Annotated in this window: 13 protein-coding genes; 3 read left to right on the forward strand and 10 right to left on the reverse strand. The window is 43.6% G+C overall.

Going from position 1 to position 12,678, the window contains the following annotated elements:
- Positions 1–23 precede the first annotated feature (23 nt).
- The 9 genes from ABD010_RS01785 to ABD010_RS01825 all read right to left on the reverse strand — a co-directional run bounded on the left by ABD010_RS01785 (position 24) and on the right by ABD010_RS01825 (position 7,774).
- Positions 24–773 (reverse strand): amino acid ABC transporter ATP-binding protein, encoded by a 750-nt coding sequence (locus ABD010_RS01785; protein ID WP_343809734.1) that lies wholly within the window; start codon positions 771–773, stop codon positions 24–26.
- 14 nt (positions 774–787) lie between these two features.
- Complete coding sequence (locus ABD010_RS01790; protein ID WP_343810163.1) at positions 788–1,492, reverse strand: amino acid ABC transporter permease; 705 nt, start codon at positions 1,490–1,492, stop codon at positions 788–790.
- The gene (locus tag ABD010_RS01795) at positions 1,476–2,297 is read right to left on the reverse strand and encodes an amino acid ABC transporter substrate-binding protein (RefSeq protein WP_343809736.1); all 822 of its coding nucleotides are present in this window, start codon (positions 2,295–2,297) and stop codon (positions 1,476–1,478) included. Before ABD010_RS01795 ends, ABD010_RS01790 begins: the two co-directional genes overlap by 17 nt.
- A gap of 157 nt (positions 2,298–2,454) precedes the next feature.
- Complete coding sequence (pruA, locus tag ABD010_RS01800) at positions 2,455–4,005, reverse strand: L-glutamate gamma-semialdehyde dehydrogenase (RefSeq protein WP_343809738.1); 1,551 nt, start codon at positions 4,003–4,005, stop codon at positions 2,455–2,457.
- An 84-nt stretch (positions 4,006–4,089) separates the two neighbouring features.
- Positions 4,090–4,548 (reverse strand): SRPBCC family protein, encoded by a 459-nt coding sequence (locus tag ABD010_RS01805; RefSeq protein ID WP_343809740.1) that lies wholly within the window; start codon positions 4,546–4,548, stop codon positions 4,090–4,092.
- Between the two features lie 246 nt (positions 4,549–4,794).
- The gene (locus ABD010_RS01810; protein WP_343809742.1) at positions 4,795–5,511 is read right to left on the reverse strand and encodes an FAD-dependent oxidoreductase; all 717 of its coding nucleotides are present in this window, start codon (positions 5,509–5,511) and stop codon (positions 4,795–4,797) included.
- Between the two features lie 182 nt (positions 5,512–5,693).
- Positions 5,694–5,828, reverse strand: coding sequence for a hypothetical protein (locus tag ABD010_RS01815; RefSeq protein ID WP_343809744.1), 135 nt, complete (start codon positions 5,826–5,828; stop codon positions 5,694–5,696).
- A gap of 16 nt (positions 5,829–5,844) precedes the next feature.
- Positions 5,845–6,540 carry a copper homeostasis protein CutC gene (locus ABD010_RS01820; protein ID WP_343809746.1) on the reverse strand — a complete coding sequence of 232 codons (696 nt, stop codon included), beginning with the start codon at positions 6,538–6,540 and terminating at the stop codon, positions 5,845–5,847.
- A gap of 58 nt (positions 6,541–6,598) precedes the next feature.
- The gene (locus ABD010_RS01825; protein ID WP_343809748.1) at positions 6,599–7,774 is read right to left on the reverse strand and encodes a CdaR family transcriptional regulator; all 1,176 of its coding nucleotides are present in this window, start codon (positions 7,772–7,774) and stop codon (positions 6,599–6,601) included.
- 181 nt (positions 7,775–7,955) lie between these two features.
- On the opposite strand from ABD010_RS01825, the gene ABD010_RS01830 reads away from it, so the two are divergent.
- The 3 genes from ABD010_RS01830 to ABD010_RS01840 are packed head-to-tail and all read left to right on the forward strand — an operon-like array spanning position 7,956 to position 11,601.
- On the forward strand, positions 7,956–9,122 hold the full coding sequence (locus tag ABD010_RS01830) for an NAD(P)/FAD-dependent oxidoreductase (RefSeq protein ID WP_343809750.1): 1,167 nt from the start codon (positions 7,956–7,958) through the stop codon (positions 9,120–9,122).
- Between the two features lie 30 nt (positions 9,123–9,152).
- Complete coding sequence (locus ABD010_RS01835) at positions 9,153–10,115, forward strand: ornithine cyclodeaminase family protein (protein WP_343809752.1); 963 nt, start codon at positions 9,153–9,155, stop codon at positions 10,113–10,115.
- Positions 10,116–10,140: 25 nt separating this feature from the next.
- On the forward strand, positions 10,141–11,601 hold the full coding sequence (locus tag ABD010_RS01840; RefSeq protein WP_343809754.1) for a sodium/proline symporter: 1,461 nt from the start codon (positions 10,141–10,143) through the stop codon (positions 11,599–11,601).
- Between the two features lie 57 nt (positions 11,602–11,658).
- Here the strand turns inward: ABD010_RS01840 and ABD010_RS01845 are convergent, their stop codons facing one another.
- Entirely contained in the window at positions 11,659–12,534 is an 876-nt protein-coding gene (locus ABD010_RS01845; protein ID WP_343809756.1) for an NAD(P)-dependent oxidoreductase, read from the reverse strand.
- Positions 12,535–12,678 lie beyond the last annotated feature (144 nt).

Below are 12,678 nucleotides of genomic sequence, written 5' to 3' on the forward strand. Positions count from 1 at the left end.
CGCAGGGAAGGTGGTTTTACATATCAGGACGGATTCAGGATTCGTTGCAGAAATTGCTGGGTTCGTTCTTCTTTTGGTGCCTTCAATACTTCTTCAGGCGGACCTTGCTCGACAATGTAACCGCCGTCCATGAAAATCACCTCATCAGAAACCTGTTCAGCAAATTGCAATTCATGGGTCACGACCGCCATTGTCCAGTTTTCACTGGCAAGATCTTTTATGACCGATAAAACATCACCAATCAGCTCCGGGTCAAGCGCTGATGTTGGTTCATCAAACAGCATCAGCTCCGGTTCAATTGCCAAAGCGCGTGCAATGCCAACCCGCTGCTGTTGACCGCCAGAAAGCTGATGTGGATACAAATTTGCTTTGTCCTGCAAGCCAACCTTTGTCAGCAGTTCCAGCGCATACTTTTTTTCCTTTTCCTTATTGCGTTTTTGCACAATCACCGGACCCTCTGTCACATTTTCCAGTGCGGTTTTATGTGGAAACAGATTATAGGATTGAAACACCATCCCGGATTTCCGGCGCAGGTTCAGCACTTCTTTTTTGGATATTTTTCCTGAAAAGTCAACCTTAAAATCATCGTGAAAGGTAAATTTTCCCTTATTTGGCAGCTCAAGTGCATTTAAGCACCGCAGTAAGGTTGTTTTCCCTGAACCGGATGGACCGATAATGGATAAAACTTTCCCTTTTTCAATCGACAGATCAATATCCTTCAACACTTCAAGGTCGCCAAATGACTTAGACAGACCGTCAACATTTAAATACACCGGTTTTTCACCTCCTAAGACGATACATGCCGTTCGAGACGAGTCTCAATTGCCTGCTGCACAATGGACAACAGAAAACAGACCACCCAGTACAGGATAGCTGCTTCGATATAAATCAGCATAAAATCATACGTGACTGCGGCAATCTCCTGTGCTTTCCGGAACAGTTCGGTTACCAGAATCAGGGATGCCAGTGATGTGTCTTTTACCAGACTGATAAAAGTATTGGACAATGGTGGCACGGAAACTCTTGCAGCCTGCGGGATGATAATCCGCCGCAATGCTGTGTTCCGGGTCATCCCGATTGTGTAGGCCGCTTCCCACTGGCCTTTTGGAATCGATAAAATGGATGCACGAATAATTTCGGATGCATACGCAGCAACATTAATGGAAAACGCAATGATGGCGCTTGGGAACGGATCAATCGTCATCCCTAGACTTGGCAGTCCATAAAACACGATGAAAAGCTGTACAAGCAATGGTGTCCCGCGTACAGCCGATACGATTACCACTGACGGCGCACGAACAATTGATGAATTGGAAAGACGCATAATCGCAAGTAACAATGCCAGTGCAAGACCGATCGTGAACGCAATTAAGGTGAGCGGGATTGTATATTTTATCCCGCCCGTAATCATCGGCAGCAGCGAGTTTTTGAATAACTCCCAGCCGCCCATTGTTGCATCGATTGTCAACAGCATATTATTTAACAGAAACATCTTCACCAAACCATTCTTTTCCTATTTTCTTAAGCGTGCCATCTTCTTTCATGGCTTTCAATTGTTTATTGACTGCGTTCACCAGTTTTTCGTTCCCTTTGTTAAAGGTAAATGCTGTTTTGGTTGCGTCATCCTGCTTGGCAGCAATTTTAATCTGCTCTCCTCCCTGCTTCTGAATATAATCCAGAACAGCGAGCCGGTCATTTACCGTCAAATCTACTCTTCCCTGCTTAATCAATTCAATCGATTGTGCCAGGCCTTTCACATTAACAATTTCCGCTCCATGCTCTTCAGCAATCTTTTCAAAATTACTTGTAAGCGACTGTGCGGACTTTTTCCCTTTTATGTCATCAAATGAGTCGACACTGTTGTTGTCTTTTGGTGTAACAACCACAGCAGATGTATACGTGTAAGGAATGGAAAAGTCATAATTTGCTTTCCGTTCCTTATTAATGCCCACCTGATTCGCGATGACATCAAACCGCTCCGAGTTCAAACCGGCAAACATCGCATCCCATTTTGTTTCCATAAACTCTACTTCAAAACCCATTCGTTCGGCAACTTCACGGATCACTTCCACATCGTAACCTGTTAATTTATCCTGTGAATTGTGAAATGTGAATGGTGCATATGTTCCCTCTGTTCCAACCGTCAGCACGCCCGTTTCCATCACATGATCATACAGATTACCGGAAGAATCTTGTGCACTGTCAGACTGCTTGCTTCCCTCATTGGATTCGCCGCCGCATGCAGTGAGAATAAGCATCAGTACTGCCAGCAAAACAATATATAATACTTTTTTCATTTGATTACCCCCAGTAAATTTATCGGATTAATGCCTAATTGATTATAAAGTATCCTATGCAATATGTAAATGAATTGATTTGTACTGTTAGGGTTACCAGAAAAAAGTTTTTCATAAAAAAGAGAGGCCATTTGGCTAATGACCCCCCTACTCAGTCTTATAATGTTTCCGAAACGGTTTTTGCTTCCAAAAAATTCAAGAGATAATCCGGGCCGCCGGCTTTTGCATCTGTTCCTGACATTTTGAACCCGCCAAACGGATGGTAGCCGACAATCGAAGCGGTACAGCCACGGTTGAAATACAAGTTTCCAACGTTGAAATCATAACGTGCACGGTTCAGATGTTGACGATTGTTGGAAATAACCGCACCCGTCAGGCCGTAATCGGTATTATTGGCAATCTCCAGTAATTCATTAAAATCTTTTGCCTTGGAAAACGCAACAACCGGTCCGAAAATTTCTTCCTGCATGATGGTTGCATCCGGCGCTGCTTCAGAAAAAATCGTCGGATAAATATAATACCCTTTGGAATCATCCGACTCACCGCCATATACAAGTTGGGCTTCATTTTTGCCGATTTCGATATAATTTTTGATTTTATCAAATTGCTTCCGGTTTATGACACCGCCCATATACGGATTTTCTGAAGCTGGATCACCGACTGAAATTCCTTTCGTGTGCTCAATCGTTTTTTTCAGTACTTCATCGTAAACATCGTCATGAATGACGGCACGTGAACAAGCAGAACACTTTTGTCCCTGAAACCCGAACGCTGATTGGGCAATCGCTTCTGCTGCCAAATCCAAATCTGCTTCATTATCCACAACAATGGTATCTTTACCGCCCATTTCAGCGACAACGCGTTTCAGGAAGTTCTGCCCCTCCTGCACTTCAGCGGCACGTTTCATAATTCGCGTACCAGTCTGTCTTGAACCGGTAAAATTAATAAAATGTGTTCTGGAATGGTCAACTAAATAATCACCAAGCTCTTCCGGATCACCCGGCAGGAAGTTAACAACACCGGCAGGCAATCCGGCTTCTTCCAGCACTTCGACAAGTTTATACGCAATTACCGGTGTGTTTTCGGAAGGCTTCAGCAGTACCGGATTTCCTGCCACAATTGGTCCAACCGTTGTGCCGCACACGATGGCAAACGCAAAGTTCCATGGCGGAATTGCGACACCGGGGCCAATCGGCTGATAAAAATAGGAATTGTTTTCAAACGGCCGGTCATTAATTTCTTTGCCTTTACCAAGCTCAATCATCTGTCTGCCGTAATATTCCATAAAATCAATTGCCTCCGCTGTATCCGCATCAGCCTGACCCCACGGTTTACCAGCCTCATAGGACATCATAGCGGAAAATTCATGCTTGCGGCGACGTACAATCGCGGCCGTTTTAAACAGTACGTCCGCACGTTCTTCCGGTGAAAATCCACGCCATGTCTGAAACGCATCATATGCGGCATCCATTGCCTGATCAACATGGGCTTTTTTCGCTTTGGATACAGATCCGACCAACTGGGATGTATTGGATGGATTGTATGAGTCCAGCTTATCATCGGTAAAAATACGCTGACCACCAATAACGAGCGGATATTCTTTCCCAAGATCCATCCGGCGTATTCTGCTCAGTGCATCTTCATATTCCTGACGATTTTCCTCATCTGCAAAATTTGTAAATGGTTCGTGTTTATAGGACACTACCACATAAAACCCTCCTATTGTTAGGCAGAAAAACTTATTTGCATACCTACTAAAGGATTTATCACAAATTTCTTTTCATTAAACATGTTAAGATATGACAGCCGGTTTCCTGTCGATTATGGCTTCTGCAACTGCCTTTGTGAAACGTTCCGCAGCTTTCGGCACGATTTTCCTGAGTACAGAATTCATCATTGGTGCTGTCAAGCCATTTGCTTTTAACCGCAGGCAGCCAGTGATTACTGTCTTTTGCTGATGTATTTTTTTCGCCCTGAAGTAGCCATCACCGGAGAAATTCTCATTTAATCCCTTTAACGTAAAGGCTATCAGTTCCGGTTCGCTGCATTCAGTAATATCAAGCTGCATCCGGACAGTTTTTTCGATAAAGCCTACCTCACCTTTTGCAAGCCAGACAGACCGTGTACTGCTGTGGATTTGATGTTCGACATATCCGGGAATTAACGGTGCCAGGTTATTCATATCCGATACAAACGTCCAAACATTCCGTATCGGCACATCCACTGCCAAATAATGTTTGCCATCTGCCATAAACCATCCTCCCTTCAAATAAAATGCACATTTACTACTCTATGCACGCAAGAATTATATAGACCTGATACTCCCACAGCTAAAACAGTGGTCATGGTAACAGAGGTTGCTTTGGACGTGAAAGTCCTGCAGGAAATTGTCGCAGTGTCCTGAACTACCCTAAATGAAGACAACCCAGATCAAACCGGACGCAAAAAATACCATAGCGCCCGGCGCTATGGTATTTTTGCTATATTTTGTTTCACTTTAATACCCGGAGAATTCTTCAGCGCGGATATTATCTTCATTCGCACCAGCATCAACGAGCAGTTTATACATGGCCTTTACCATGTCCGGCGGGCCGGCAAGGTAATAAATTGGTGTACTGACATCCGACACGTATCGTTTCAACATTTCCTCATCAATGTGGCCGCTCTCACCATTCCATTCATCCGAATCAGTCTGCGTCATCACTGGAACAAACTTGAAATTTGAATTTTGTTCCTCAAACTTTTCAAAATCGGACATAAATGGCGCGTCATCGAGAGTATGATTGGAATAAAGCAAGGTCATATCATGGGATGTCTTGTTTTTCGTTGCTTCAGCAATCATGCTCCTGATCGGAGTAATTCCTATCCCGCCGATTAAAAATACAGCCGGTGTTGATTCTGTTTTATGCAAGGTGAAATTTCCGTGCGGCCCGTCAAATTTCACCTCGGTTCCTTCCGGCATATCCTTGAGCACACGCTTAAATGCGGAATCCCGCATGCGCGTTGCCGTCACAAGCTCATTTTCAGATGGTGCATATACAAACGAAAATGGACGGGTATTTCCTTCCTCATCTGTTTCACCCGGATTAATGAGGGTAAATTCACCGAACTGTCCTGCCCTGAACTCAAAACCATCCGGCATTTCCCAGTGAAAAGCCATCGTATCGTTTGCAACTTCTTCTTTCTTAAGTAATTTTATCGTATCTTCAGACAAAATATCCAGCTCCTTTTCATTTAGAAAACTCGGTTGTCACAATCTTGTAGGTGACAGCCATCGTTGCACTTATGCAGTAAGAAAAGATTTTTACTTTCTAAACTGCCAGAAATGGACTCATTATTCATCAGTCTATTTATCTCTTCCCTAAATATACCAATTTAAACAACCTGTTAATAAAATTACTCCGTCACATCCGCTGCATAGTCGACAAGCTGCCTGGTGCCAAATCCGGATGCCACCTCCGTATAATAGCCGTGCTCATTACCGGCCATCACACCTGCCATGTCAATATGCAGCCACCGGCAATTTTGCATCCCCTCGATATGTCAGTTATTTTCCTGTCTCCATTGTGCCTTTGACTTGCTGTATGATCTCCTGATCAAATCCACTTCGAAAAGACCTGTTTATCCGTACAGCCTTGCCAAAATGATATTCATGGGCGCCGACAGTTTGATGAACATTGCGGATATTTTCGGATGAAAGACCTCCTCCCGGCATAATAGCCGGCCCTTCCAGCTGTTTTGATAACCGAACAAGCCTGCCTAGCTGTTCTTTTCCATGCACACAATCATTCTCGCCGCCGGATGTCAATATGCGTTTCACATCTAATTTGTATTTTGCGAGCGTTCGATACGCCTTTTCCTGTGAATCAGCTTCATCAAACGCCCGGTGGAAGGTGATATCCAACCCTATTGCCATATTTATAATATCAGTAAGTGCCTGTTCATTCACGGTGTAATCACGGTTTAGGGCGCCAAATACAATACCATTTCCGCCCAAATCCAATACCGCCTGTACGTCTTCCCTGACAACTTCCATATCTTCGGCAGTGTAATGAAAGTCATAACTGTGTGGACGAATCATCACCTGTACCGGTATACTGACACTGCCTAGCACCTGCTTTAATGTACCAAAACTTGGCGTCAGCCCCCCTTCCTGAATAGCTGACACAAGTTCCACTCTGTCCGCACCAAGTTTTTCTGCTTCGACTGCTTCCTGTCTGTTTTGAACAATAACTTCCAGCATAACCATCACATTCCTTATAACAAAATTTTTTTATTTTCTCATCCACTGAATCGGAAATCTATTCTTTTAACACAAAGTATAATAGTGTACAATGCTCAAAACTGCCTGTATCAAGGCCTGTGACAGCATTGATTTTTTTCAGACGGTAGATTAATGTGTTCCGGTGCACAAACAACGCTTCGGCGGTCCTGCTGACATTCATATTATAGTTACAGTACATTAGAAAATCGTTTTTCAGCTGCATGAAAGATTCATCATCAATCAACGGTCTCAGGCGCTGCATTAAAATTTCTTTAATATTTGTATCAATATGGTGCGGCAGCATGTTAATCAACACGTCCCAATCATAATAATTATAAATACCGGGTGTGATGGATTGCTTGCGGCCATACGACATCAAGTGCGCCGCTTCCCGGTAAGATTGAAAGACACATTCAAGAGATGTACAACAATTTCCGGCAGCAATCGTTACATGATCAATACCATACACCTGCAGCATCTCCTGAAGGCGGTGACCCCTGTTACGAAACTCATCCATAAAATAACGGTAGCTGTCCTCATCGTCCAACGGCTTCAAATAAACAATTTGCTGTGCATTTAAAAATGCGCAGACACTGTCTCCGTTCCCATCAAAGGCTCTGACAACACAATTCAATAATGTTTTTTTCAAGCTTTCAGAGGAGGGTATTTTTTGACCGGCATCCATCCGGTCCAACAAGTGATTTCCAATATCTATCACAATACATAATCGCATACAATCATGTTCAATCCGGAGCAATTTGCAATAATGATTTACCTGCTCCTGGCTGACCGATTCATTTAGCAATACATATTGAACAAAGGATTCAAGCGTCATTGCATTCAAATTCTCCAGTTGAACATGAAGGGTTTCCTGCCACATCATCTCCACGTACTGTTTAACCAGATGAGCATATGATTCCACGTCATCCGGATCTCCAATGATACCCAACACCCCAACCGGCTTGTCATCAAAAATGAGCGGAACTGCAACGCCGGGCAATACGTTTTCCATCGATGCAACTTTTTCTTCCGTAAATCGGATTACCTTATTCTCCTCGATAACTTCCACAGAGGGCCTATGCATGGTTCCGATTCGTGATGAATCAGAATCGCCAATAATATTTCCCTCATCATTGCTGACACTTATTGAAAATGGAATAATGTCTGAAACCGCTTTCACTGTTTTTTGTGCAAATTGAACAAACCCCTCCACACGGTTCCCCCTCCCATCATTTGCAGCTAATTCTATAGTAACATACGTAAAATAATTTCGGTATCGCATCTAACAGGCATTATTTTTTGTATAAGCTGCCCATAGACGCAGCGATCAAAAGTACGTTATAAATAAATAAAATCTTAGCAATTATCGATAAACTTTTTAATGAGGTGAGTACATGAAAAAAGCAGCTGATATCATCATTGTAGGCGGAAGCGTTATTGGCTCCAGCGTAGCCTACAATCTCTTAAATGATGGATATACCGGTAAAATTACCGTTTTTGAAAAAGATCCGATTTATGAATTTTCCTCAACACCTAGAAGTGCAGGCGGAATAAGACAACTTTTTACGACGGCAATCAATATTCAAATTAGCAGATACAGTCTTCAGAAGTATAAAACCTTCCCGGATGATATGGCCATTAACGGCGAAAAATCGGAAATTGATTTCAGACAACGCGGTTATTTGTTTTTAGCAAAAAATGAGAATATGACCCAATTGGAAAACCAGGCTAAACTGCAGCGGCAATATGGTGTTGACTCCAACCTTCTATCCCCCGAGGAATTACTGACCATCATCCCGGAATTAAACATAAATGATCTCCAGGGCGGATTATACAGTCCAGAGGATGGCTATCTTGACCCTTACTCCGTCATGCAGGGCTATGCCAAAAAAGCAAAGCAGCTTGGTGCAAACTACCAATATGAACAAGTAGAAACCATCTTACAGGATGAGAATGGTGTATCCGGGGTGAAACTGGCCACCGGTGAGACATATAAGGCACCGATTGTTATCAATTGCGCCGGACCATGGGCACCTGCTTTAAGCGCACGACTTAACTGTCCCATCCCTATTACTCCGTTGAAGCGGCAAATTATTCAATTCGATATTGCTAATCCGCTGACACACGATTTGCCATTAACGGTTGACCCAGCCGGTGTATATTTTCGGCATGAAGGAAAAAGTCTGATTGCCGGATTCTCGGAAAAAGTAAAACCAGGCATCGATTTCAGGTGGTCGCGTGATTTTTTCATGGAAGAGCTTTGGCCAGTACTTGGCAACAGGATTGACAATTTTATGCGTGCAAAAATCGTCAGCGGGTGGGCAGGCATGTACAGCCATAACACCGAGGATCAGAATGCGATTATCGGCGAGCATCCGGGTATAAACGGGTACTTCATGGCATGCGGATTCAGCGGACATGGTATGCAGCAAGCCCCGGCAGTTGGTAAAGGGTTGGCTGAACTGATCATGACTGGAAAATACCAAACACTGGACTTGTCTCCGCTCCGGTTTGAACGATTCATTGAAAAAGATCTGCTAATTGAAGGCGCCATTGTTTAATGTAATCTTTTCAAAAGAAAGGAAGATACGATGTTATATTTACACGAACAAAACATCCGGGACGCTGTTTCCATGAAGGACATGATTAACGCCATCGATCAATCATATGAAATCTATCAGTCTAAGCAATTTACGATGCCAACACGCATGCAAGTTACGGATGATGATAACACATTGCTGCTTATGCCATGTATTACCGATGATGTGATAGCTACGAAGCTGGTATCATCATTTCCAAACAATACCACAAGCCCGGTCTTGCACGGTCTTGTCATTTTAAACAGCCAGGAAAACGGTGAAATAAAGGCATTAATGGATGGATCATTCATAACAGGCTTCAGAACCGGGGCAATTGGCGGTTCCGCAGTCCGGCATCTGGCAAGAAAGGACGTCTCATCCATAGCAGTTATCGGAACCGGAGTACAGGGGTTATATCAGGCAATCGCAGCCTGCACCGAGCGCAAGGTTACTGACATTTATGTATTTAACCGAACAGCTGAAAAAATTCCCGCCTATAAACATTCACTGCAGCAATGGATAGGTCATGAGATTCATATCCATACAATGGATTCAGCTGCTGCTGCCATTGATAAAGCTGACGTTATTATTACGGCGACCACCTCAAAAACACCGGTACTGCCGGACGATAAGAATTTACTTAAAAAAAAGTTAATAATTGGCGTTGGGTCTTTTCAGCCTGCAATGCGCGAATTCCCCCGGTCACTCTACCAGCTAGCCGACGATATTTTCATTGACACGGAAGATGCCATCACGGAATCCGGTGACATCTCAACACCACTTGCCGAGAATTGGATTTCCGGATCATCGGTTAAAACAATGGCACATTTGATAACTTCCAATGCATCAATAGCCTCCCAACATGACAAAACAATCGTTTTCAAGTCAACAGGTATGGCGTTATTCGACACAGTAACCGCTAACCTTATTTATCAGCGTGCCATAGAAAAAGGAATTGGAACATCTTTAACATAACACACCCAATTTGAGGAGGATAACAATGAGCATTATTATTACTGAGTTCATATTGTATTGTGTAGCAATTTTGGGGATTGGTTATTTTTTCAGCAAAAAAAGCAAAACACATTCAGACTTTCTGTTGGGCGGGAAAAAACTACCCGGCTGGGCTCTCGCCTTTTCTGAACGTGCAACAGGTGAGTCAGCCTGGTTATTATTGGGGTATACCGGTTTTGTTTTCATGTCCGGATTATCCGGTATTTGGGTGGCAGCAGGAATTGCTTCCGGAATCATATTTGCCTGGTTGTTTCTTGCCAAAAAATTCATGCGGGAAACCGACAAATACGGTGTGCTGACATTGCCCGATTATTTGGCGGCCCGTTTCAGCGAAAGAGCCAATACAATCAGATGGCTGTCAACCCTTCTTATTGCAGGATTTTTAATGTTCTATGTAGGGGCACAAATGGCAGGTGCCGGTAAAATGCTTTTCACCACCTTTGATATGTCACCTGTAACAGGTGTAGTCCTTTCAACCGTCGTCATCATTGCAATTGCCTTTGCAGGAGGGTTTATTTCAGTCGTCTGGACAGACATGATTCAAAGTATCATGATGCTGGTTACACTGGTAGTATTACCGATTGTTGCACTGATCTACATTAACACGAATGATTTGTCGATTAGTCAATCCCTCGCAGATGCAGGCAGTTCGTTTAATTCCTGGTTTGGCGGATTAACCGGTTTCGCAATTGGTGTTTTATTCTTTAACAATTTTTCATGGTTTTTCGGGTTTTTGGGTGGACAACCACAGTTGAGTACCCGATTCATGGCACTTAAAAATGACAAAGAAGCTAAGCAAGGCAGTATTGTAGCGATAATTTGGACAATCCTGGCATACAGCGGTGCATTTATGATCGGTATTTGCGCGATTACCATGTACAGCCAGGGTTCGTTTGCAGATGTTGAAATCATTCTTCCCACAATGATTCTGGAACTGATGCCGCCATGGATAGCCGGTATTTTGCTGGCAGGAGTTCTTGCCGCAATCATCACAACTGCTGATTCACAGCTCATGGTTGTGACAAGTTCGGTAAGTGAAGATATCATTAACAAATCAATGGGGATTAATTTAACGGAAAAACAATTGATTTGGGTTTCCCGGATTTCCGTTATCTTTTTCGGACTGATTGGGATGACGATAGCACTTGTATCGGAATCCTTGCTCTACCTGGTAGTAAGCTGGGCATGGGCAGGGGTCGGATGTACACTTTCACCAGCAATTCTGATGGCTTTTTTCTGGAAACGATATTCCGGCGCCGGTGTAATTGCAACTATCCTGGCTGGACTGATTTCCACTGTCATTTGGATCAGCACGCCACTTGAAAGTATCATCACTTCCAAGTTCACGACATTTTTCATCGCTGCGTTTTTCGGAATTATTTTCAGTCTGCTGATGCCTGACAAAAAACAAACCATTTCCAACGATAAAACAGAGGAAGCGTTATAATCATATAAATTAAAAACATTGGGGCTGACTGCTTTTACAGTCAGCCCCATTTTTCGTTTACGCCTCAAACAATTTAATTAGTGCCTGTGTACCACTGTCTTCCTCGCCTTTTTCGGCAAGTTGCTTATACAGTTCAAGTGACAGCGCTAAGCCCGGTGTAGAAAAGCCCATTTCCTGAGCCGATTCAAGTGCGATTGTCATATCTTTAATGAAGTGCTTCACATAGAAACCCGGCGCATAATCTCCTTCCAGCATTCGCGGTGCAAGCTTCGATAATGAAAAACTGCCTGCTGCTCCAGTTGATATACTGTCAAGAACCCGAGATGGATTCAGCCCTGCCTTCTTAGCATAAACAATCGCTTCACAAACCCCAATCATGTTAGTGGCAATTGCAATCTGATTTGCCAGCTTCGTGTGCTGCCCGGCACCTGCCTCACCTTGCAGCATGATATTTTCACCAAGAACATCAAAAACAGGGTAAATATCATCAAATATTTTCTGATCACCACCTGCCATAATAGCCAGTTCCCCATTTCTCGCGCCGATGTCCCCGCCGGAAACAGGTGCATCGATTGCATAAATGCCCCGTTCCTTTGCTTTCCGGTAAATTTCTTGAGCCAGTGCAGGTTTTGATGTGGTCATATCAATTATATACGCACCCGATTTGGCATTTTCAATCAGGCCATCACTGCCAAAATAAACACGTTCCACGTCTGTCGGATAGCCTACCATGGTAATAATGATATCCGATACAGCTGCTAAATCAGCCACTGACTCTTTCCAACCGGCACCAGCGTCCAGCAGTTCCTCGGCCTTCCGCTTTGTCCGGGTATACACATTGATCGAATATCCTGCCTGCTGCAGATTCCGCGCCATACTTTTCCCCATCACTCCGGAGCCGATCATACCAATTGTTGAATTTGCTGTTACCAAGTTAACTCCCACCCTTTTCAATTTTTCAAACGATTTACTCCAGTATAGCTTACATTTTGCTCCGTACAAAAGCGTGTGCCTGGGTTCGTAATTCTTTGTCCAGCTGTTGTGCTTTGTATGCTGCCCTGGATTGGTGCTATTTGA

It is taken from the genome of Virgibacillus siamensis, from assembly GCF_039522605.1.
Lineage (GTDB): Bacteria > Bacillota > Bacilli > Bacillales > Amphibacillaceae > Lentibacillus > Lentibacillus siamensis.

Coding starts and splice junctions, on each gene's coding strand:
- ABD010_RS01790 (WP_343810163.1), bottom strand. CDS start 1,492: ATGTTTCTGTTAAATAATATGCTGTTGACAATCGATGCAACAATGGGC.
- ABD010_RS01795 (WP_343809736.1), bottom strand. CDS start 2,297: ATGAAAAAAGTATTATATATTGTTTTGCTGGCAGTACTGATGCTTATT.
- ABD010_RS01805 (WP_343809740.1), bottom strand. CDS start 4,548: ATGGCAGATGGCAAACATTATTTGGCAGTGGATGTGCCGATACGGAAT.
- ABD010_RS01815 (WP_343809744.1), bottom strand. CDS start 5,828: ATGCAAAATTGCCGGTGGCTGCATATTGACATGGCAGGTGTGATGGCC.
- ABD010_RS01820 (WP_343809746.1), bottom strand. CDS start 6,540: ATGCTGGAAGTTATTGTTCAAAACAGACAGGAAGCAGTCGAAGCAGAA.
- ABD010_RS01830 (WP_343809750.1), top strand. CDS start 7,956: ATGAAAAAAGCAGCTGATATCATCATTGTAGGCGGAAGCGTTATTGGC.
- ABD010_RS01835 (WP_343809752.1), top strand. CDS start 9,153: ATGTTATATTTACACGAACAAAACATCCGGGACGCTGTTTCCATGAAG.
- ABD010_RS01840 (WP_343809754.1), top strand. CDS start 10,141: ATGAGCATTATTATTACTGAGTTCATATTGTATTGTGTAGCAATTTTG.